Origin of the sequence: Chachezhania antarctica (genome assembly GCF_003646465.1) — a bacterium.
Lineage (GTDB): Bacteria > Pseudomonadota > Alphaproteobacteria > Rhodobacterales > Rhodobacteraceae > Chachezhania > Chachezhania antarctica.
Genome location: NZ_QZEX01000002.1, coordinates 263,612 through 284,254 on the forward strand (window position 1 = coordinate 263,612; position 20,643 = coordinate 284,254).

Annotated in this window: 20 protein-coding genes; 13 read left to right on the plus strand and 7 right to left on the minus strand. The window is 65.1% G+C overall.

The features are described 5' to 3' along the window. Positions 1-15: 15 nt before the first annotated feature. The 5 genes from pepN (at position 16) to D4754_RS05055 (ending at position 6,042) form a co-directional block, all read left to right on the plus strand. Positions 16-2,562 (plus strand): aminopeptidase N, encoded by a 2,547-nt coding sequence (gene pepN / locus D4754_RS05035; protein ID WP_121061833.1) that lies wholly within the window; start codon positions 16-18, stop codon positions 2,560-2,562. Positions 2,563-2,680: 118 nt separating this feature from the next. Next, complete coding sequence (locus tag D4754_RS05040; protein ID WP_121061834.1) at positions 2,681-3,115, plus strand: hypothetical protein; 435 nt, start codon at positions 2,681-2,683, stop codon at positions 3,113-3,115. Positions 3,116-3,291: 176 nt separating this feature from the next. Next, on the plus strand, positions 3,292-4,803 hold the full coding sequence (gene gatB, locus D4754_RS05045; RefSeq protein WP_121061835.1) for an Asp-tRNA(Asn)/Glu-tRNA(Gln) amidotransferase subunit GatB: 1,512 nt from the start codon (positions 3,292-3,294) through the stop codon (positions 4,801-4,803). Positions 4,804-5,027: 224 nt separating this feature from the next. After that, complete coding sequence (locus D4754_RS05050) at positions 5,028-5,516, plus strand: thioesterase family protein (RefSeq protein ID WP_121061836.1); 489 nt, start codon at positions 5,028-5,030, stop codon at positions 5,514-5,516. A 64-nt stretch (positions 5,517-5,580) separates the two neighbouring features. Then, entirely contained in the window at positions 5,581-6,042 is a 462-nt protein-coding gene (locus D4754_RS05055) for a DUF4177 domain-containing protein (RefSeq protein WP_121061837.1), read from the plus strand. A 10-nt stretch (positions 6,043-6,052) separates the two neighbouring features. Here D4754_RS05055 and D4754_RS23850 read toward each other — a convergent pair whose 3' ends face one another. Then, positions 6,053-6,232, minus strand: a complete 180-nt coding sequence (locus D4754_RS23850) for a hypothetical protein (protein WP_163025763.1) — start codon at positions 6,230-6,232, stop codon at positions 6,053-6,055. A gap of 109 nt (positions 6,233-6,341) precedes the next feature. Between D4754_RS23850 and D4754_RS05060 the strand changes: the two genes are divergently transcribed. Then, the gene (locus tag D4754_RS05060; RefSeq protein ID WP_240453755.1) at positions 6,342-7,241 is read left to right on the plus strand and encodes a GNAT family N-acetyltransferase; all 900 of its coding nucleotides are present in this window, start codon (positions 6,342-6,344) and stop codon (positions 7,239-7,241) included. 174 nt (positions 7,242-7,415) lie between these two features. On the opposite strand, the gene D4754_RS05065 is transcribed toward D4754_RS05060, so the two are convergent. Next, the gene (locus D4754_RS05065) at positions 7,416-7,688 is read right to left on the minus strand and encodes a BolA family protein (protein WP_121062230.1); all 273 of its coding nucleotides are present in this window, start codon (positions 7,686-7,688) and stop codon (positions 7,416-7,418) included. Positions 7,689-7,849: 161 nt separating this feature from the next. Between D4754_RS05065 and D4754_RS05070 the strand changes: the two genes are divergently transcribed. Next, positions 7,850-8,443, plus strand: coding sequence for a J domain-containing protein (locus D4754_RS05070; RefSeq protein ID WP_121062231.1), 594 nt, complete (start codon positions 7,850-7,852; stop codon positions 8,441-8,443). A 156-nt stretch (positions 8,444-8,599) separates the two neighbouring features. On the opposite strand, the gene D4754_RS05075 is transcribed toward D4754_RS05070, so the two are convergent. After that, positions 8,600-9,157: a fasciclin domain-containing protein gene (locus D4754_RS05075; protein ID WP_121061839.1), complete on the minus strand. Its 558-nt coding sequence runs from the start codon at positions 9,155-9,157 to the stop codon at positions 8,600-8,602. 305 nt (positions 9,158-9,462) lie between these two features. Between D4754_RS05075 and cobS the strand changes: the two genes are divergently transcribed. From cobS to D4754_RS05100, 5 genes are all read left to right on the plus strand, one after another. Continuing rightward, a complete protein-coding gene (cobS, locus tag D4754_RS05080) occupies positions 9,463-10,449 on the plus strand; it encodes a cobaltochelatase subunit CobS (protein ID WP_121061840.1) in 987 nt (328 codons plus the stop codon). Between the two features lie 440 nt (positions 10,450-10,889). Next, positions 10,890-11,309: a hypothetical protein gene (locus tag D4754_RS05085; RefSeq protein ID WP_163025781.1), complete on the plus strand. Its 420-nt coding sequence runs from the start codon at positions 10,890-10,892 to the stop codon at positions 11,307-11,309. A 121-nt stretch (positions 11,310-11,430) separates the two neighbouring features. Continuing rightward, positions 11,431-13,305, plus strand: coding sequence for a cobaltochelatase subunit CobT (cobT, locus tag D4754_RS05090; protein ID WP_420837197.1), 1,875 nt, complete (start codon positions 11,431-11,433; stop codon positions 13,303-13,305). Positions 13,306-13,570: 265 nt separating this feature from the next. After that, entirely contained in the window at positions 13,571-15,364 is a 1,794-nt protein-coding gene (locus D4754_RS05095; RefSeq protein WP_121061842.1) for an aminopeptidase P family protein, read from the plus strand. A gap of 64 nt (positions 15,365-15,428) precedes the next feature. Continuing rightward, a complete protein-coding gene (locus D4754_RS05100; protein WP_121061843.1) occupies positions 15,429-15,773 on the plus strand; it encodes a DUF427 domain-containing protein in 345 nt (114 codons plus the stop codon). A 4-nt stretch (positions 15,774-15,777) separates the two neighbouring features. Here D4754_RS05100 and D4754_RS05105 read toward each other — a convergent pair whose 3' ends face one another. The 4 genes from D4754_RS05105 to D4754_RS05120 all read right to left on the minus strand — a co-directional run bounded on the left by D4754_RS05105 (position 15,778) and on the right by D4754_RS05120 (position 18,954). Next, entirely contained in the window at positions 15,778-16,716 is a 939-nt protein-coding gene (locus tag D4754_RS05105; RefSeq protein ID WP_121061844.1) for a hypothetical protein, read from the minus strand. Between the two features lie 110 nt (positions 16,717-16,826). Next, positions 16,827-17,345 carry a pantetheine-phosphate adenylyltransferase gene (gene coaD, locus D4754_RS05110; RefSeq protein WP_121061845.1) on the minus strand — a complete coding sequence of 173 codons (519 nt, stop codon included), beginning with the start codon at positions 17,343-17,345 and terminating at the stop codon, positions 16,827-16,829. Positions 17,346-17,562: 217 nt separating this feature from the next. Then, positions 17,563-17,997, minus strand: coding sequence for a CBS domain-containing protein (locus D4754_RS05115; protein ID WP_121061846.1), 435 nt, complete (start codon positions 17,995-17,997; stop codon positions 17,563-17,565). Positions 17,998-18,057: 60 nt separating this feature from the next. Next, positions 18,058-18,954: a LysR family transcriptional regulator gene (locus D4754_RS05120; protein ID WP_121061847.1), complete on the minus strand. Its 897-nt coding sequence runs from the start codon at positions 18,952-18,954 to the stop codon at positions 18,058-18,060. A gap of 159 nt (positions 18,955-19,113) precedes the next feature. Here D4754_RS05120 and D4754_RS05125 point away from each other — a divergent pair, with 159 nt between their 5' ends. Continuing rightward, the gene (locus tag D4754_RS05125) at positions 19,114-20,613 is read left to right on the plus strand and encodes a CoA-acylating methylmalonate-semialdehyde dehydrogenase (RefSeq protein WP_121061848.1); all 1,500 of its coding nucleotides are present in this window, start codon (positions 19,114-19,116) and stop codon (positions 20,611-20,613) included. Positions 20,614-20,643: the final 30 nt, after the last annotated feature.

The window sequence follows — 20,643 nt, forward strand, 5'->3', positions numbered from 1 at the left end:
AACAGCGAGGATCGCATGCGCGACGCCGCACCCAGCAAGATTTTTCTACATGACTACCAACCCTTCGGATATTTCGTCGACAGCGTCCATCTGACGTTCGATCTGTCCCCGAACGCCACGCGCGTCACCACGCGCATGGCGATCCGCCCCAATCCCGCGGGCGACCCCGCCTTCTTCCTTCACGGCGAGAACCTGAACCTGATCTCGGCCACCATCGACGGCACGCCCGTCACGCCGGTGATCACGGCCGAAGGCCTTTCTTGCCACGTGCCGTCCCATGATTTCATATGGGAAACGGTGGTGGAGATCGATCCTGCCAACAACACGGCGCTCGAGGGCCTCTACATGTCGAACGGCATGTACTGCACCCAGTGCGAGCCCGAGGGTTTTCGCAAGATCACCTTCTTCCCGGACCGTCCCGACGTGATGTCGATCTTCACCGTGCGCATCAACGGCGATCTGCCGGTGCTGCTGTCGAACGGCAACAAGGTCTCGACCGGGCCGGGCCATGCCGAATGGCACGACCCCTGGCGCAAGCCCGCCTACCTGTTCGCGCTGGTCGCGGGCGATCTGGTCAACCACCCCGGCCGCTTCACCACGAAATCCGGCCGCGATGTCGAATTGAATGTCTGGGTCCGCCAGGGCGACGAGGACAAGTGCGCCTTCGCCATGGAAGCTCTTGAAAAGTCGATGAAATGGGACGAGGACGTCTACGGTCGTGAATACGACCTGGATATCTTCAACATCGTCGCCGTCGACGATTTCAACATGGGCGCGATGGAAAACAAGGGGCTGAACGTCTTCAACTCCTCTGCCGTGTTGGCCAGCCCGGAAACCGCCACCGATCTGAATTTCGAACGGATCGAGGCGATCATCGCGCACGAGTACTTCCACAACTGGACCGGCAACCGCATCACCTGCCGCGACTGGTTCCAGCTGTGCTTGAAGGAAGGCCTGACCGTCTTCCGCGACAGCCAATTCACCGCCGACATGCGGTCGGCCCCGGTGAAGCGGATCGGCGACGTGATCGACCTGCGCGCCCGGCAGTTCCGCGAGGATGCCGGCCCGCTGGCCCATGCCGTGCGGCCCGAAAGCTATGAAGAGATCAACAACTTCTATACCGCCACCGTCTACGAAAAAGGCGCCGAGGTGATCGGCATGCTGAAGCGGCTGGTGGGGGACGACGCCTACGCCAAGGCCGTGGATCTGTACTTCGAAAGGCACGACGGGCAGGCCTGCACCATCGAGGACTGGCTGAAGGTTTTCGAGGATTCCACGGGCCGCGATCTGACCCAGTTCAAACGCTGGTACAGCCAAGCGGGCACGCCGCATCTGACGGTGGACGAAAACTGGGACGGGTCCACTTACACACTGACCTTCGGCCAGACGACGCGGCCCACCGATGCCTCCCCCGATCCGCAACCGCAGGTGATCCCGATCGAGGTCGGCCTGCTGGGCCCCAATGGCAGCGAGCTTCAGGGCTCGACCCTGCTGGAGATGACGGAGGCGACCCAAAGCTTCACCTTCGAAGACATCCAGTCGAAGCCGGTGGCGTCGATCCTGCGGGGCTTTTCGGCGCCCGTGGTGCTGAAACGCGATGTCCCGCGCGAAGAACGGGTGTTCCTGCTGACGCACGACACCGATCCCTTCAACCGCTGGGAATCCGCGCGCAGCCTTGCGCGGCAGATCCTGGTCGAAGGCGCGCTGACCGGCGATCCGCTGGACGGTGACCTGGCCGAAGGCCTGCGCGCCGTGCTGCGCGACGACAGCCTCGACCCGGCCTACCGCGCGATGATGCTGGCGCTGCCCAGCGAGTCGGAAATCGCGTCGGCCATCCACGATCGCGGCAACGTGCCCGATCCGACGGCGATCTGGACGGCGTCCGAAGCGCTGAAGGACCAGATCGCACGGCTGGCGGAATCCGAGCTTCTGTCGCTCCATGACCAGATGCAGGTGACCGCGCCCTACCGCCCCGATGCCGAACAGTCCGGCCGTCGGGCATTGGGCAACGCCGCGCTGCGGCTGTTGAACCGGCGCGATGGCGGTATGCGGGCGCGGGCGCAATATGCCTCGGCCGACAACATGACGCTGCAGCTTTCCGCGCTCAGCTGCATGCTGGCGCTCGGCAACGGCGTCAGCGAACTGGCGGATTTCTACGACCAGTGGCAGGGCGAACGGCTGGTTCTGGACAAGTGGTTCGGCATTCAGGTGATGGAAGGCGATCCTTGGACGGCCGTGCCCATCGCCGAACGGCTGACCCATCACCCGGATTTCAACTGGCAGAACCCGAACCGCTTCCGCGCGGTGATGGGCGCGCTGGCCGCGAACCACGCCGGGTTCCATGCCGCCGATGGATCGGGCTACAAGCTGCTGGCCGACTGGCTGATCAAGCTCGATGCCAAGAACCCCCAAACCGCCGCCCGCATGTGCGCCGCGTTCCAAAGCTGGCGTCATTACGACGACAGCCGGCAGGCCCATGCGCGCGCCGAACTGGAACGCATCGCCGCCACGCCCGACCTGTCCCGCGACATGCGCGAGATGGTGGGCCGGATGCTGGCCTGACCGGTCTTTGACATCCCCTTTTGCCTGACGCTAACTGCCGCCGCAGGGACGTCAGGCGAAACGGAGGTTTCATGACCCGCACTATCGAGACAATCGCTCGCTCCGTTTCGACCGGGCGATGACCGAGCCGTTTACCTTCGAGCGCTCGGGCCGAAGCTCGGCCGCGATGCTGTCGGTCGCGGCGGCGATGATGATCCTGATCCTGCTGCGCATCGTCTTCGTGGCCGCGTGGTGGCTTCTGGCGATACTTCTGATCCCGGTCCTGCCCGCGATCCGCGATCTGATTGTCGACGCCCCCGCCAGCCTGTCGCTGGACGACGAGCGGCTGATCTGGACCACGGGAAACCGCACCGGCATGTTGGAACTGGCCGAGATCGACCACATGCGTTTCGACCGCCGCTGGGATTTCTCGGTCCGCGTCACGGCAGTGCTGAAGGCCCATGAGAAGCGCGTCCACCTGCCCGAGGAATGCCTGCCCCGCCGCGATGTGCTGGCACAGGCGTTCGAGGCGCGCGGGATGGAAATCCGGCGCAATCCGTTTTCAGTGCTGTGACCATGTGGCTGCGGTAGAGGGGGCTCTGCCCCCATCCGCGCTTTGCGCGAACTCCCCCGAGGTATTTTTGCACCAAAGAAGTGCCGGGAGAGGTCGTGAAAGATGTGGGCGGCTCTTGTCGCGGGACGTAGCGTGGCCTAGAAACCGGCCGTTCCCTTCATCACAAGGCGCACCCCATGCTGGATCTGACCTACGAGAGCCCGAGCCCCAAGATCATCGCGGGGGCCAAGCACGATTGGGAGCTTGTGATCGGGATGGAGGTACACGCGCAGGTGTCCTCGAACGCCAAGCTGTTTTCCGGCGCGTCGACGCAGTTCGGGGCGGAACCCAATTCGAACGTGGCCTTCGTGGATGCCGCGATGCCGGGAATGCTTCCGGTGATCAACGCATTCTGCGTCGAACAGGCCGTGCGCACGGGGCTGGGGCTGAAGGCCGCGATCAACCTGCGATCCGCCTTCGACCGGAAGAACTATTTCTACCCGGACCTGCCGCAGGGCTACCAGATCTCGCAGCTGTACCACCCCATCGTGGGCGAAGGCGAAGTGCTGGTGGAAATGGGCGAAGGCGTGGCGCGGCTGGTGCGGATCGAGCGCATCCACCTTGAACAGGACGCCGGCAAGTCGATCCACGACATGGATCCGGCCCTGTCCTTCGTCGACCTGAACCGTACGGGCGTGGCGTTGATGGAGATCGTCTCGCGCCCCGACATCCGGGGGCCGGAAGAAGCGGCAGCCTACATCGCCAAGCTGCGCCAGATCTTGCGCTACCTGGGCACCTGTGACGGCAACATGCAAAGCGGCAGCATGCGCGCCGACGTGAACGTGTCGATCTGCCGGCCCGGCGCCTACGAGAAATACCAGGAAACGCAGGATTTCTCGCATCTGGGCACGCGGTGCGAGATCAAGAACATGAACTCCATGCGCTTTATCCAGGCCGCCATCGATTACGAGGCGCGCCGCCAGATCGCCATCGTCGAAGGCGGCGGCACGGTCGATCAGGAAACCCGCCTGTACGATCCCGACAAGAACGAAACCCGGTCGATGCGGTCCAAGGAAGAGGCGCACGATTACCGCTACTTCCCCGATCCCGACCTCTTGCCGCTGGAAATCGAACAGGCTTGGGTCGACGATATCGAATCCCGCCTGCCCGAACTGCCCGACGCCAAGAAGGCGCGGTTCATGAAGGATTTCGGCCTGTCCGATTACGATGCCTCGGTCCTGACGGCGGAAGTCGAGGCCGCGGCCTATTTCGAAGCCGTGGCGGCGGATGCCGATGGCAAGATGGCCGCGAACTGGGTGATCAACGAACTCTTCGGCCGTCTGAAGAAGGACGAAAAGCACATCACCGAAAGCCCGATGTCCTCGGCCCAGCTTGCGGGCGTGATCGGGCTGATCTCGAAGAACGTGATTTCCGGCAAGATGGCCAAGGACCTGTTCGAGATCGTCTACACCGAAGGCGGCGACCCGGCGCAGATCGCGGAAGAGCGCGGCATGAAGCAGGTCACCGACACGGGCGCGATCGAAACGGCAGTGGACGAGGTCATCGCCGCCAATCCGGAGCAGGTGGAAAAGGCGCAGCAGAACCCGAAACTTGCGGGCTGGTTCGTGGGCCAGGTGATGAAGGCCACCGGCGGCAAGGCCAACCCCAAGGCCGTGAACGAGATCGTGATGGCGAAACTGGGGCTCTGACAGCCCGGTTCTGCGAGGCTGGACGGGTCGTCTGCCCGGGTCCAGGCTGTCGCAAGGGGCCGCTGAAGTCGGCGGTCAGGCGACGCTGCGGCAGGCGGTCGGGTGGCTGATGCGGCAACAATTTCCGCAAGGCCCGCATGTCGCCGCGCCCCCCCTGCCCTTCGACTGGCCATTCCGCGCGTGCCTTGGCATAAACGCCCGGACCGCCACGAAAGGACCCCTTCATGACGACCATCCTCGCCGCGCCCTTCGCCTCCGACCCGATCATCGTGAAGCCGGAATGGATCGATTACAACGGCCACCTGAACATGGCCTATTACAACGTGATCTTCGATACCGGGGTCGATAGCTGCTATGCCGCGATGGGGTTCGGGCCGAACTATGCCGCCGAGCGGAAGATGACGACCTACACTGCCGAATTCCACGTCCGCTATGTGCGCGAGATCAAGGAAGGCGATATCGTCACCGTCACCACGCAGCTGATCGACTTCGACGAAAAGCGGATCCACACCTACCAGGAGATCGTGCATTCCGATGGCTGGATCTCGGCCACGGGCGAAGGGTTGGGCCTGCATGTCGACATGTCTGGCCCCCGCGTCGCGGCGATGCCCGATGACGTCTACGCCAAGGTGAAGGCGATGCACGAGGCGCACGCGGCGCTGCCGCGCCCTGCGACGATCGGCAAGCCCATCGGGATCCGCCGCAAGGGCTGAGCGCTCTGGTCAAGCACCGTCCGGCCCGCTAGAGGGGGGCGGTGCGACAAGAATGGGGCGCCCGATGCAGCGCTATGAATACAAGGTGATACCGGCGCCGACAAAGGCGCAGAAGGCCCGCGGGGTGAAGACTCCCGAAGGCCGCTTTGCTGCCACGGTCGAAAGCGAGCTGAACCGGATGGGCGCCGACGGCTGGGAGTTCCAGCGGGCAGAGACCCTCCCGGCCGAGGAACGGTCGGGCCTCACGGGCTCGACCAGGGCCTGGCGCACGATGCTGGTGTTCCGCCGCGCAACGGGGGCGGCCACGGTGCAGGACGCCGAACTGGCCACGGACGTCAAGGACACGGCTTCGGTCAAGGACACGCCTTCGCTGGGCTCTGCCGTGCCGCGGGAACCCTCTCTGGGAGCCGCGGACCGGAAAGCGTCGTTCCGGCCACTGGCGCCCGAGACATGGCCGGACGGCACCCCGATGACCTCCACGCAGGGCCGCGACGATGACGCGGACGACGAGGATCGCCGAAGCTAGCGCGCGGCTGTCAGAAAAGCCAGGCGCCCAGCGTCAGCACAAGGTAGACCGGGATCGCCAGCGCGAGCGCTGCCAACAGGGCCGCGGCCCGTGTCAGCCGTGGCGCGGGCGCGGCGCGGGCCAGCTTGTTGGAACGCGGCGAACCGGCGGAGCGGGGCGATTTTCGCGACGGATTTGTCATGGCAGGCATTCGAACCCCATTCGGGTTAACAATGCGTGAAAATGATCCCGCGGGCACACGTTAACCACGGATTAGGACGAGACGGGCAGAACTGGCTCTCATGACGTCCGGTCCTGATTTGTCCCTTCTTCCCCTGCAGCAGCACCCGCGCTTTGGCGCGGCGCTGGCGCGGATCGGGCGCCCGCCGCTGATCGTCTCGGGCCTCACGGTCCTGCGCCGCCGGTTTGCCGGCCTGCCGGTGGCGATGCTGACGCGGTTCGATCCCGGCCAGGGGGAGATGCTGCCCGATATCGTGGCGCGCGCCGGGCTGGGCGCCTGGCCGCTCGTGCTGGCCCCCGATGGGCCCTGCCCCGCCATGGCGCAGCTGGGCGCGGTACCGCTCGTCTCCCCCGTGACGGTGGCGGAGCTCGATCTCGGGGCGCCTTTGGACGCGCTCCGCCGCAACCTTTCGGGCAAATGGCGCAACCGCCTGAAGGCGGCAGAGGCCTCGGGCCTGTCCGTCTCGGACCGGCCGATGCCGCTCGACCCCGATCACTGGCTACTCAGGGCTGACACGACGCAGGGCCGGCAGCGCGGCTACCGAAACTGGCCCGTGCCGCTGACACTGGCCTATGCCACCGCCCATCCCGGCAAAGCGCGTCTGTTCACGGCGCGCGACCGGACGGGAGAAGAGATCGCCGCGATGCTGTTCCTGCGGCACGGCAAGGTGGCGACCTATCACCTGGGCCACAGCACCGAAACCGGGCGCGACCTGGCAGCGCACAATCTCCTGATGTGGACGGCCATCGAACGGCTGGCCCGGGCCGGGTGCACGCGGCTCGATCTGGGCCTTGCCAACGGGGAGGACGCGGCGGGCCTTCTGCACTTCAAGCTGGGCACCGGCGCGAGATTGCGGCCCCTGGGCGGAACATGGGGCTGGTGGCCGCCTCTGGGGCGCAGCCTGCGGCCCCTCGCCCGGCTCGACCGGCGGCTGATGCAGCTCGACACGGCGACAAACGGCCTGCCTGCCCGTGGCTGACACCCCGCGCGGCCGCCTTTCCGGCGCATCAGCGCCGGATCGCGCCCGGGGCCGGTCGGCGGATCGCGCAGCGATCCGACGGGGCGGGCGGGTGGGCCGGGGCCGGGCGCGATTGAAACGCCCGCACGCACACCCGCTTTTCACGGAATGGTGACCGGCCGATGCCGCGCCGGCTCAGGTCCCTATGTCGAGAGACAGGGCATGAATGCGCCCCATGATGTCCTTGCCCAGTGCCTCGTGGATGCTGCGATGACGCGCGATACGCGACATGCCCTCGAAATCGTCGGACCGGATCACGATACGGAAATGGCTCTGACCGCCCTCCTGGTACCCGGCATGGCCCCTGTGGGCCTCGCTTTCGTCGATGACATCGATGGCGGACAGGTCGAACGCCCCCTCCAGACGGGTGCGCATCATGTCGGCCACGGTGGTTTCTGTGCTGCTCATTTCGCGCTCCTGCAAAAAATCCAAGTCAACCCCTTCATTCTTCTGCTTCAAAGCGTAAACTCCGGTGTCCGAGTCGAAAAGACCACCCCTTTCGTTCTGCCGATGAAAGACGCACAAGCCCCGTGAACAAGACATCCAAATCCGATCCCTTTGGCTTCGACATGTCCGTGTCGTCCGCCAAGAAGAAGAACCCCCGCGGTCGCAGGGGCATGTCCGGTGCGTCCGAGACCTCGACCCGTGTCTGCGATCACGAGGGCTGCGAGGAGCCGGGCAAGTTCCGTGCGCCGAAAGCGCCGGACGTGCTCGACGATTATTTCTGGTTCTGCCAGCAGCATGTCCGGGAATACAATCTGAAGTGGAACTTCTTCGACGGCACCACCGAGGCCGAGCTGAACGCCCAGCAGACCAAGGACCGCGTGTGGGAACGCCAGACCCGCAAGATGGGCGATCCCGAAACCCGCGCCTGGGCGCGGCTGGGGATCGAGGATCCGCACCAGGTCCTGGGCAACAACAGCACGCAGAACCCCGGCCGTCGCAATGCCGGCAAGCGCCTGCCGCCCACCGAACGCCGCGCCATCGAGATCCTCGAGGTTCGCGACTCCTCGACCAAGACCGAGGTGCGCAAGGCCTACAAGGCGCTGATCAAGGTGCTCCACCCCGACATGAACGGCGGCGACCGCAGCCAGGAAGAACAGCTTCAGCTGGTCGTCTGGGCGTGGGAGCAGCTGAAGGACAGCCGCAACTTCAGGGACTGACGGTCCATCGCGTATGCGTTGCGGAGCGTGGAGACCACGCACCCTACGGCGGTCGCGGATGGGTGCGCCCCGAAACGAATGCAGGGTGCGCGCAGAGCACGCACCCTGCCATGGGCCGCGGAGGGGGACGCGGCCCGGTACAGGCCTGGGCCCGTTTTACGACTCCGGCAGCATCACCGTATCGATCACGTGGATCACGCCGTTAGACTGGTCGACATCGGCGATGGTCACGGTCGCCATGCGGCCGCGTTCATCTTCCAGCATGATCTTGTCGCCTTCATAGGTGGCCTGCAGCGTGCAGCCGCCCAGTGTCGGCACCGGGTGGGTGCCGCCATCGTCGTCGACCATGGTCTTGATAGCGGTCGACATCGCGTCGGCCGAAACCACGTGGCAGGCGAGGATCTTGGTCAGCATGTCCTTGTTTTCGGGCTTCAGCAGGTTTTCGACCGTGCCCTCCTGCAGCTTGCCGAAGGCGTCGTTCGTCGGTGCGAAGACGGTGAAGGGACCGGGGCCCGACAGCGTGTCGACGAGACCGGCAGCCTGGACCGCGGCGACCAGCGTGGTGTGATCGGCCGAGTTCACGGCGTTTTCCACGATGGTCTTGGACGGATACATTGCCGCACCGCCCACTTCCGGATTGTCGGCAGCATAGGCGCCAAAGGTCGTCGCGGCAGTGGCAAGAGCAGCAAGGCCCAGGGTTTTGATCGTTGTCATGTCAGGTCTCCCGTTTGGTTCGGACTTTAAGACACCGGCATTTGCGCCGGATGTGACAGGAGCTACGGGCCCAAGGACCGGATAGTTTCAAATCATCCGGAATTTCCGCATCACGTTGTTGTCGTTTGATCCGTGAGCGGCGCGCCCTAGGCCCGGGTGCCGCCCCGCTGGGCGATCCGGCGGAAATCCCGTGCCTGTGCCCGGCAAGTGGCGTCCCTCCCCCTTGCCCTTGCGCGCGTTATGTTGCACCACGTCCCGGTGCGCCCGGAACGCGGGCGCAATCCGGGTTATCAAGGACCAAACGCATGGCCGACGGCGCAATCGACATCAACGCAAAACCTACCGAAGAAATCTCGGTCCGCGATGTTTTCGGCATCGACACCGACATGATGGTAAAGGGCTTTGCCGAGACCACCGACCGCGTGCCGGCGCGGGATTCCACCTACAAGTTCGACCCTGACACGACGCTGGCGATTCTGGCGGGCTTCTCGCGCAATCGGCGGGTGATGGTGCAGGGCTATCACGGCACCGGCAAATCGACGCATATCGAACAGGTCGCCGCGCGCCTGAACTGGCCGGCGGTGCGCGTGAACCTCGACAGCCATATCAGCCGGATCGACCTGATCGGGAAGGACGCGATCAAGCTGCGCGACGGCATGCAGGTGACGGAGTTCCACGAAGGCATCCTGCCGTGGGCGCTCAGGAACCCCACTGCCATCGTGTTCGACGAATACGATGCGGGCCGCGCCGACGTGATGTTCGTGATCCAGCGGGTGCTGGAACATGACGGCAAGCTGACGCTTCTGGACCAGAACGAGATCATTACGCCCAACCCCTATTTCCGCCTGTTCGCCACGGCGAACACGGTGGGTCTGGGCGATACGACGGGGCTTTATCACGGCGTCCAGCAGATCAACCAGGCGCAGATGGACCGGTGGAGCCTTGTGGCCACGCTGAACTACCTGAGCCATGACGCCGAATGCGCGATCGTCCTGTCGAAGAACCCGCATTACAACACCCAGGCGGGCCGCAAGACCGTGTCGCAGATGGTGACGCTGGCGGATCTGACGCGGACGGCGTTCATGAACGGCGATCTGTCGACGGTGATGTCGCCCCGGACGGTGATCACCTGGGCCGAGAACACCGAGATCTTCCGCAATGTGGGCTATGCTTTCCGCCTGTCGTTCCTGAACAAGTGCGACGAGCTGGAACGCCAGACCGTGGCCGAGTTCTTCCAGCGCTGCTTCGACGAGGAACTGCCCGAAAGCGCGGCCTCGACCAGCCTGGGCTGACCCGCCCGGTTGCGATGACCTGCACCGGTTGGCCTGCGACGGATCGCGGGCCTGCCGCCCCACCCGCCCTCCCCCGTCGGATGCGTTCCGCATCCTCCTTGGCGCCAGCCCCGCGATCCTGATCGGGCGTGGGGACGGATTGGGGCGTTGACTTGATCCATTTTTCACGGTCGCGATGCGGTTCGTGTCCGCCGCAGCGCCGGCACGCCGGAAGACGTGGCCCGGTGCCGTGGCCTATCTGGCCGGACCGGGTGGCGATGACGTGACCGGGACCAGTCTGCCCGTGGCCGGTGGTGTGCCGTACCGCATGGAAGGCGCTTGCTTCGGCGATCGGCCAAAATCACCGGAACCCGGCCGCCCGGCGACCGAAAAGTATGTAAAATACATATCTCTTGTATATACGTTATTGACATGTGCGACGACTGTCATAAAGTCGTTACATGCGACACGTTGTCCTTTTCCCACTCGCCCTTCTCTGCTTCGCCGCGCCGGCTTTCGCCGCGACGCGCCTGCCTGACACACCGATGGAACGGGTGGAAATCTTCGCCACCTGCGCCGGACGTCTGGATGCCCTGCGCACCCGTCAGGCCGCGCGCCACGATGCGCGGGTTCAGGAAACGACCGACCTGCGCGACGAATTCGACCTGCTGACCGACGCGATGCTGCCTTACGGCGACGACGAAACCGTGGCCGAAGCAACGCTACAGGCCAAACGCTGGCGGCATCGGGGGTGGAGCGAGATCTCCACCCATTTCGGCGACATCGATTATTCCATCAACCTGAAGCGCGCCCGGCGGGCCGAGGTGGGGCTGGACGCCAAGATCGCCGTCTGCACACGGCTTCTTCTGTCGGCGGACTGACGGCACGGCGCCTCAAGGGCACTGGCCAATCCGCGGCCAAGCCACTAGGCTCGTGCGTCAGGACCGCCCGCATGCATTCGGCCGGTCCGCCTCCCTTGGAACGATGCGCCCGAGCCCCCTGATGAGCAACTCCGACAACCCCGCCGATCCGTTCAAGAAAGCGCTGGCCGAAGCCACCAAAGTGATGGCCAACGACCGGGATATCACCGTCGCCTATTCGGCCGACGCGCCGGGCCTGTCGGGCGACGCGATGCGCCTGCCCCAGGTCTCGCGCCGGATGACGAAGGACGAGGTACTGCTGGCCCGCGGCACGGCCGACGCACTGGCGATGCACCGCAAGTATCACGATGCCGGCGTGCACGCGCGCTATTCGCCCCCCGGTGACATGGCGCGCGACCTGTATGAATCCATGGAAACCGCCCGCTGCGAAGCGATGGGCGCCCGCGACATGCCCGGCACCGCCGGCAATATCGACGCCAAGATCGGCGCCGAGGCTGCGCGGCGCGGCTATGACCAGATCCAGACCACCGCCGAAGCACCGCTGGCCGTCGCCGCCGGCTACATGATCCGCCAGATGGCCACGGGGCGGGAGCTTCCGCAGGGCGCCAGGAACGTGTTCGATCTCTGGAAGCCGCATATCGAAGAGAAGGCGGGCATGTCGCTGGAGGATCTGAAAGCCAAGCTTTCGGACCAGACCGATTTCGCCCGCATGGCGCGCCAGATCATCAAGGATCTGGGATATGGCGACCAGCTGGGCGACGATCCCGACCAGGAAGACGAGAACCAGGAAGACCAGGCGGAAGACGACGCCGAAGAGCAGCCCGATCCCGACAATTCCGGCTCGGAAGAGCAGGAGGACCAGGACGCCGACGCCGATCCCGAACGCAGCCAGGACGATCAGGACGACCAGGCGCAGGCGCAGGTCTCGATGGACGACGACGCCGATCAGGAGATGGGCGAGGAAACCGAGCTGCCCGAGGGCGAGGCGCCCATGGATCCGCCCCCGCCGCCCCCGGTCTCGGAAGCCGATCCGAACTACGAAGTCTACATGTCGGACCAGGACGAGGAGATCGCGGCCGAGGATCTGGCCGAGCCTGCCGAGCTGGAACGCCTGCGGGCCTACCTGGATCAGCAGTTGGAGCCCTTGAAGGGTGCCGTCAGCCGGCTGGCGAACAAGTTGCAGCGGCGCCTGCAGGCACAACAGAACCGGTCGTGGGAATTCGACCTGGAGGAAGGCATTCTGGACGCAGGACGTCTGGCGCGCGTGGTGGCGAACCCGACGACGCCGCTGTCCTTCAAGATCGAGAAGGACACCGAATTCCGCGACACGGTTGTGACGCTGCTGCTCGACAACTCCGGCTCCATGCGCGGCCGCCCGATCTCGATCGCGGCGATCTGCGCCGATGTTCTGGCGCGCACGCTGGAACGCTGCGACGTGAAGGTGGAAATCCTGGGCTTCACCACCCGCGCGTGGAAGGGCGGCATGGCGCGCGAGCAATGGCTGAACGACGGTCGCCCGCAGCAACCGGGCCGCCTGAACGACCTGCGCCACATCATCTACAAGCGCGCCGATGCGCCCTGGCGCCGCACGCGCGAGAATCTGGGCCTGATGATGAAAGAGGGCCTGCTGAAGGAAAACATCGACGGCGAGGCGCTGGAATGGGCGCACCGGCGGATGGTGAACCGGCCCGAGGCGCGCAAGATCCTCATGGTGATCTCGGACGGCGCCCCGGTGGACGATTCGACGCTGTCGGTGAACCCGGCCAATTACCTCGAAAAGCACCTCCGCGACGTGATCGCGATGGTCGAGCGGCGCCGGGCCGTGGAACTTCTGGCCATCGGCATCGGCCACGACGTGACACGCTACTACGACCGCGCGGTGACGATCACCGATGTCGAACAACTTGCGGGCGCCATGACCGAACAGCTCGCCGCTCTCTTCGACAGCGATCCGCGTGCGCGGGCGCGACTTATGGGGATCCGGAAAGCCAGCTGACGACGCGCAGGCGTTGGCCCGTGACGGGGGCTCTGCCCCCGCCGCGCCCTTCCGGGGCGCGACTCCCCCGAGGTATTTCTGGACCAAAGAAGCCCGGCAACCACGTCACCTGTGGCCTTGTCTTCCTTGGTCATCCAAATACCTCGGGGGAGTTCGGCGCCGCGCGCCGGGCGAGGGCAGAGCCCCCGGCGCCGCTGGACATCCCGCGCCCGGATCCGCAAGGTGCTCTCCGCCCGCAACCGCCATTTTCCGCAGGAGCGTCCAGATGTTTCAGAGTTTCGATGTCACCGCCCGACCCGAACAGGGGCCGCCGCGCCTTGCCGCGCTGCGCGAGACCTTCGCGGCGCTGGGGGTCGACGGTGTCATCGTGCCGCGGGCAGATGCCTACCAGGGCGAGTACGTGGCCGATTGCGATGCGCGGCTGGCGTGGCTGACGGGGTTCACGGGCTCGGCCGGGTTCTGCGTGGCACTGAAGGATATCGCCGGGGTCTTCATCGACGGGCGTTACCGCACGCAGGTCAAGGCACAGGTCGCGCGCGATTTCACGCCCGTGCCCTGGCCCGATATCCGTCTGGCCGAATGGCTGAAGGAACAGCTGCCGCAGGGCGGCACGGTGGGTTTCGATCCGTGGCTGCATACCGTGTCGGAGATCGAGACGGCGCGGAGTGCGCTGGAAGGCTCGGGCATCACGCTGAAACCGCTCGACGCAAATCCGGTGGATGCGATCTGGACGGATCGGCCGGCGCCGCCATCGGCCCCCGTTCGCGCACATCCGCTTGAGTTCGCAGGCGAAAGTGCCGAGAGTAAACGCGGGCGGCTGGCCAGTGCCCTGCAAGAGGCCGGGCATCGCGCCGCGGTGCTGACGCTGCCCGACAGCATCATGTGGCTCTTGAACATCCGGGGCAGCGACGTCGCGCACAACCCCGTGGCGCAGGGCTTTGCGGTTCTGCACGACAGTGGCCATGTCGATTTGTTCATGGCGCCCGCGAAGCTGGAGGGCCTATCCGATCACCTGGGCGCCGGCGTCGCGATCTGCGCGCCCGAGACGTTCATCGCCCACCTGGGCACCCTGCCCGGCCCCGTGCGCGTCGATCGCAGCTCGGCCCCCTACCTACTCTCCCAGATCCTGGGCGACCGCGTGGCTTACGGTGATGACCCTTGCGTCATGCCCAAGGCCTGCAAGAACGAGGCCGAGATCGAGGGCGCGGCCGAGGCCCATCTGCGCGATGGCGCAGCGATGGTGGAACTGCTGGCGTGGCTCGATGCGCAGGCCCCCGGCACCGTGACCGAGATCGACGTCGTCAAGCAGCTGGAAACCCGCCGCCGGCAGGACAACGCGCTGCAGGACATCAGTTTCGAGACGATCTCCGGCAGCGGTCCAAACGGCGCCATCATGCATTACCGCGTGACGGAGGAGACCGACCGTACCCTGCAGGACGGCGAACTGCTCGTGCTGGACAGCGGCGGGCAGTACCTGGACGGCACCACCGACATCACCCGGACCATCGCCGTGGGGGAACCGACACTGGACGCGCGCGAGGCCTTCACCCGCGTGCTGCAGGGCATGATCGCCATGTCGCGGCTGGTCTGGCCCAAGGGGCTGGCGGGCCGGGATATCGAGGCCGTGGGGCGGATGCCGCTGTGGCTGGCGGGACAGGATTTCAACCACGGGTTGGGGCACGGCGTGGGCGCTTACCTGTCGGTCCATGAAGGGCCGGTGCGGCTTTCCCGCGTCAGCACCATCCCGCTGGAACCCGGCATGATCCTGTCGAACGAGCCCGGATACTACCGCGAAGGTGCCTTCGGAATCCGGATCGAGAACCTGATCGTCGTCCGCAAGGCGCCTGCCTTGCCCACCGCGGATCCGGAACGTAACATGCTTGCGTGGCAGACGCTGACATTTGTTCCTATTGACCAACGCCTCATCGTGCCCGATATGTTGACGCGGGCCGAAAGGGATTGGCTCAATGAATACCACGCAGAAGTGACCAGGGTGATCGCTCCACGCGTGTCCGAAACAGCGCGCTCGTGGCTGGAGACTGCGACGCGGTCGATCTGACATCACAGCGTTACATGTTCCGGTAACCACTCCCCCGGAACTGCGTTCATGACGGAGGCTTCACATGGCCGACCATATCAAGATCCGCAAGGCGGAAGGCACCTGGGTAGTCCGCTCGGGCGGGGCCGTTCTGGCCGAAACGAACAACGCGCTGGAGTTGAGCGAAGGCGATTATGCCTCCGTCTACTATTTCCCGCGCGAAGACATCGCGATGGCGTTCCTTGACCGGACCGACAAGACCACCAATTGCCCGTGGAAGGGCGATGCCAATTACTTTTCCATCGTCAGCCAGTCGGGCACGATCGAGAATGCCGCCTGGACCTACGAGAACCCCAACGACGACGTGGCCGACATCAAGGGCTACCTCGCGTTCTATTCCAGCGACGACGTGACCGTCGAACGGGTCTGACGCTTCAGCGCTTCTTGTCGTCGTCCCGCCCCGGCCCCGTGCCGCGGATCGACACGAAACGCGACAGAAGATCGAACCAGAACGGCGCCCCCAGCGACAGCGCGAAGGCCGTGATCACAAGACCGATCAGCTTGTAGGGCGTGACCAGGACCGTGCCTGCCCCGGCCAGCATACCTGTCGTCGCGGTGGTGTCGTCCTGCCGCAGCAGCGGGTCGCCGCTCCAGCCCAGGGGCAGCGGGCGGATGAGGTCGATCATATCGTTCACCGACCCGGGCGCCTCTCCCTCCGATTGCACGGTTTGCTCCGCGACCGAGACGAGTTGCGAACGCAGCACCTCGTCGCTCCACAGCGCGCCGGCGATACGGATCGTGTCGGCGTTCAGCACCACGGCGATGGCCAGCGCGATGAGAAACGAGATCAGCTGCATCCAGCGTTTGAAGACACCGGCAGTGCGTTCCATCGTGGTATCGAACCAGTCTTCGACATAGGCGCGCACAGTGTCCGCGCGGGCGTCGGCGTCGCCTGCGACCTGCGCCAGCACGCCGCCGAAGATCGTGTCCTCCCCCGCCGAGTTCGCCAGATCACGGAAGGTGGTGACAGGATGCGGTTCGGGCAGGTTCCGGTTCTTTTCGGCCAGTTCCGCCGCGGCGAAAAGGCCCGAGACGAAGGTCCGGGCATGGATGTAGCTGGGCGCCTTCCGCCCCACGACCTTGCCATCCCGCAGCCGCCCGTCGCGCGAGACGGAGCGGATGATCGGCGTTTCCCAGAAAGTCTCGCGCAGGTCGGTATCGTCCAGCAGGCGGTTGATCTCGGAAAACAGGACCCGCGCGCGCAGGCGCAGGGCAGAGCCTATGGCCTCGGTGATACTGACGCAGACAAGAGACAGCACGAGGTAGGTCAGGATCAGGCCGATGGCGACATCGATGATGGTTGTCGTGAACATGCGCGCACCCTTTCGCATCGGGCCCGCCTCAATTTCGGGCCCGGCTACGGCAAGACTAGCGGCATGACTGCATCATGCGAAGGATTTTCGGGTTTGGGTTGTGCGGCGCCTCAGGCCCGGCGACGCGGGACCTGCTTGACGTTCAACCGGGCTTCCAGCGCATCTCGCACCGGCGGCGTGACAAAGCGCGAGACATCGCCGCCAAGGCGCGCGATTTCCTTCACCAGTTTCGACGCGATGGCCTGGTGCTTGGCCTCGGCCATCAGGAACACGGTTTCGACCGAATCGTCCAAGGCGCGGTTCATGCCGACCATCTGGAATTCGTATTCGAAATCGGCGACAGCACGCAGCCCGCGCACGATGATCTGGGCCCCCACGTCATGGGCGCAATCGATCAGCAGGTTTTCGAACGGATGCACGACGATCTCCGTCCCCATTTCCTCCTGAAGCGGGTCGGTCTCGTGCTTGATCATGCGGACACGTTCTTCCAGCGTGAACAACGGGCCCTTGTCGCGGTTGATCGCCGCGCCGATGACCAGCTTGTCGACCAGGGTTGCCGCGCGGCGGATGATGTCGATATGGCCCAGCGTGATCGGGTCGAACGTGCCGGGATAGAGCCCCACGCGCATGGCAGTCTCCTCAGGGGGAAAGAGTCGAAACGTTTTTCGATCAACAGGTAACTTTGTTGCGCAAGCAAACACGTCGGTCCCGCCTTTGCAAGGCCGACTGCCTGTATCTTGCGCAATTTATGACCGCCACCTGACGGTGGGGCGCCGGCCTCCCCTCCGGCGCCCGCGCCCGCCAGGATGAAAGGGGCAGGTCCTCCCTCCCGCCCCTCCCGGCGGGTCAGTGACCCATGATCATGCTTTCCAGGGCCGACTTCTCCATCGTGACATGAGTCAGCTGCGCCTTGACCACGTCACCAAGGGAGACGAGCCCGATCAGCTCTCCGTCCTCGATCACGGGCATGTGGCGGAACCGGCCTTCGGTCATCTTGTGCAGCACCTCGTCCGTCGTCATCTGGCGGGTGCAGGAGACCAGCTTGCGGGTCATGTATTCCGACACCGGCTTGGTCAGGCAGGCGCCGCCCGATTTCGCCAGTTCGCGCACGATATCCCGTTCGGAAAGAATGCCCTCGACCGATTTGCCGTCTTCGGACACCAGCACGGTACCGATGCCCTTGTCGGCCAGAACCTTCGCGGCCTCGGCTATCTGGGTGGACGACGTCACGGTCGCAACGTCGGAACTGGGCTTGGCCTTCAGGACTTCTTGAACCAGCATCGGGACGTCCTTTGCAACTTAATTGCGGGACCATCAGGCTCGCCGCAACAAGACGAAAAGTCAAGCACGCGCCTCGAGATTTGCGACTTCGAATTTCAACCCTTCGGCGAGCTGCTGCGCAAAGCGCGACAAGCGTGCAGACCGCCGGTCGCCCCGGTGGCGGACCATGTAGAAACTGCGCGTCAGGCCGATTTCACCCGGCAGAACCTTGCGCAGGCCGGGATGGGCCGGCAGCGCAAAATCATGGGCCACGCAGAGCCCTGCCCCTTCGGCCGCCAGCCGCAACTGGACGGGCACCGAATTCGAAGCCAGCGGCACCCGTTCGATCCCGAGATCGCGCAGGTAATCGAGTTCGGCGTCGAAGATCATGTCGGGGATGTACCCGATCAGCCGCCGCCCCCGCAGATCGGCGGCGGTGGCGGGTTCAGGATGCGCGTCCAGATAGGTCGTCGCGGCCACCAAATGCAGGCGGTAATCGGTGATCTTCTGAACCGTCAGCGTCTGCACCGTGGGCGGGCTGACGGTGATCGCCAGATCGGCCTCGCGCCGCGACAGGTTCACCACGCGGGGCTGGGCCACGATCTGGATATCCAGATCCGGGTTCCCCCTTGCGATCCGCGCACAGACCTGCGGCAGCAGGTAATTCGCACAGCCATCGGGCGCGCCCACGCGGATCTGGCCCGACAGCCGGTCCGACGGCCCGGTCAATGCCTCCGCCCCCGTGCGCATCGCCTGTTCGGCATCCAGCGCGTGCTCCATCAGCCGTTCTCCAGCGGCGCTGAGCGCATAGCCCTGCGGCGACTTGACGAACAGGACCGCGCCCAGCGACGCTTCCAGCCGTTGAACCCGGCGCCCGGCGGTGGCCGCGTCCAGTTTCAGACGGCGGCCTGCGCCCGACAGCGTCTCCTCCCGCGCCACGGCCAGGAAGACTTTCAGATCGTCCCAGTTCGGGTCCATTTCTGCAGGCTCCAACAGATAATGTTTTGCATTTTTGCAATGCCCTTTTGAGGACTTGCCCCTGTTCAGGGTGTTTTTGCAAGCCTATCCTGCGCGCAAATCGCAGACGGTATCAATGACGCGGCCAGTATAGGCGGCGGATCAGGAGGAGCTTGCAGCATGCAGGAAATGACCCATTACATCGACGGCGCGCACGTGAAGGGCACGTCGGGCCGGTTCGGCGACGTGTTCAACCCGGCCACTGGCGAGGTTCAGGCCAAGGTGCCGCTCGCCTCGGTCGAGGAGCTGAACAAGGCCGTCGCCATCGCCGAAGCCGCACAGCCCGCCTGGGCCGCGATGAACCCGCAGCGCCGCGCGCGGGTGATGATGAAATTCGTGGACCTTCTGAACCGCGACATGGACAAGCTTGCCGAAGCGCTGAGCCGCGAGCACGGCAAGACGTTCCCCGATGCCAAGGGCGACGTGCAGCGCGGGCTGGAAGTGGTCGAATACTGCATCGGCGCGCCACAACTGCTGAAGGGCGATTTCACCGACAGCGCCGGCCCCGGCATCGACATGTATTCCATGCGTCAGGCGCTGGGGGTGACGGCGGGCATCACGCCCTTCAACTTCCCGGCCATGATCCCGATGTGGATGTTCGCGCCCGCCATCGTCTGCGGCAACGCCTTCATCCTGAAACCGTCGGAACGCGATCCGTCCGTGCCGCTAATGCTGGCCGAACTGATGGAAGAGGCCGGCCTGCCGAAGGGCATCCTGCAAGTTGTGAACGGCGACAAGGAAGCGGTGGACGCGATCCTCGATCACCCGGTAATCCAGTCGATCGGCTTCGTGGGCTCGACCCCCATCGCCGAATACATCTATGGCCGCGGCTGTTCGAACGGCAAGCGCGTGCAGTGCTTCGGCGGCGCGAAGAACCACATGATCGTCATGCCGGACGCCGACATGGATCAGGCCGCCGACGCGCTGATCGGTGCGGGCTACGGTGCGGCGGGCGAGCGCTGCATGGCGATCTCGGTCGCCGTTCCGGTGGGCGATGAAACCGCCGACAAGCTGATCGAAAAGCTGGTGCCGCGAATCGAGAAGCTGAAGGTCGGGCCCTACACCTCGGGCGATGACGTAGATTACGGCCCGGTCGTGACGGCGGCGGCGAAGGAGAACATCCTGAAGCTGGTGCAATCCGGCGTGGACCAGGGCGCGGAATTGGTGGTCGACGGCCGCGATTTCTCGCTCCAGGGTTACGAGGACGGGTTCTTCGTGGGTCCGCACCTGTTCGACCGCGTGACGCCGGACATGGACATCTACACGAAGGAGATCTTCGGCCCCGTCCTGTCGACCGTCCGCGCGGGCAGCTACGAGGAAGCGCTAAAGCTGGCCATGGATCATGAATACGGCAACGGGACCGCGATCTTCACCCGCGATGGCGACACGGCGCGCGATTTCGCCAACCGGATCAACATCGGCATGGTGGGCATCAACGTCCCGATCCCGGTGCCGCTGGCCTACCACACCTTCGGCGGCTGGAAGAAATCCGTCTTCGGCGACCTGAACCAGCACGGGCCGGACGCGTTCAAGTTCTACACACGGACGAAGACCGTCACCTCGCGCTGGCCGTCGGGTCTGAAGGAAGGCGGCGAGTTCCACTTCAAGCCGATGGAGTAACGGCACGCGACCTAGCGGAGGCCCGCTGCC

Bases quoted from the DNA above. Each gene is read 5' to 3' on its own strand.
- cobS (WP_121061840.1), top strand. From the start codon at position 9,463: ATGGCCGACGGCGCAATCGACATCAACGCAAAACCTACCGAAGAAATC.
- D4754_RS05040 (WP_121061834.1), top strand. From the start codon at position 2,681: ATGACCGAGCCGTTTACCTTCGAGCGCTCGGGCCGAAGCTCGGCCGCG.
- D4754_RS05100 (WP_121061843.1), top strand. From the start codon at position 15,429: ATGGCCGACCATATCAAGATCCGCAAGGCGGAAGGCACCTGGGTAGTC.
- D4754_RS05125 (WP_121061848.1), top strand. From the start codon at position 19,114: ATGCAGGAAATGACCCATTACATCGACGGCGCGCACGTGAAGGGCACG.
- D4754_RS05085 (WP_163025781.1), top strand. From the start codon at position 10,890: ATGCGACACGTTGTCCTTTTCCCACTCGCCCTTCTCTGCTTCGCCGCG.
- D4754_RS05095 (WP_121061842.1), top strand. From the start codon at position 13,571: ATGTTTCAGAGTTTCGATGTCACCGCCCGACCCGAACAGGGGCCGCCG.
- D4754_RS05075 (WP_121061839.1), bottom strand. From the start codon at position 9,157: ATGACAACGATCAAAACCCTGGGCCTTGCTGCTCTTGCCACTGCCGCG.
- coaD (WP_121061845.1), bottom strand. From the start codon at position 17,345: ATGCGCGTGGGGCTCTATCCCGGCACGTTCGACCCGATCACGCTGGGC.
- D4754_RS05055 (WP_121061837.1), top strand. From the start codon at position 5,581: ATGCAGCGCTATGAATACAAGGTGATACCGGCGCCGACAAAGGCGCAG.
- D4754_RS05115 (WP_121061846.1), bottom strand. From the start codon at position 17,997: ATGCTGGTTCAAGAAGTCCTGAAGGCCAAGCCCAGTTCCGACGTTGCG.
- D4754_RS23850 (WP_163025763.1), bottom strand. From the start codon at position 6,232: ATGCCTGCCATGACAAATCCGTCGCGAAAATCGCCCCGCTCCGCCGGT.
- cobT (WP_420837197.1), top strand. From the start codon at position 11,431: ATGAGCAACTCCGACAACCCCGCCGATCCGTTCAAGAAAGCGCTGGCC.
- D4754_RS05065 (WP_121062230.1), bottom strand. From the start codon at position 7,688: ATGAGCAGCACAGAAACCACCGTGGCCGACATGATGCGCACCCGTCTG.
- D4754_RS05120 (WP_121061847.1), bottom strand. From the start codon at position 18,954: ATGGACCCGAACTGGGACGATCTGAAAGTCTTCCTGGCCGTGGCGCGG.
- D4754_RS05050 (WP_121061836.1), top strand. From the start codon at position 5,028: ATGACGACCATCCTCGCCGCGCCCTTCGCCTCCGACCCGATCATCGTG.
- D4754_RS05070 (WP_121062231.1), top strand. From the start codon at position 7,850: ATGTCCGTGTCGTCCGCCAAGAAGAAGAACCCCCGCGGTCGCAGGGGC.
- gatB (WP_121061835.1), top strand. From the start codon at position 3,292: ATGCTGGATCTGACCTACGAGAGCCCGAGCCCCAAGATCATCGCGGGG.
- D4754_RS05105 (WP_121061844.1), bottom strand. From the start codon at position 16,716: ATGTTCACGACAACCATCATCGATGTCGCCATCGGCCTGATCCTGACC.
- pepN (WP_121061833.1), top strand. From the start codon at position 16: ATGCGCGACGCCGCACCCAGCAAGATTTTTCTACATGACTACCAACCC.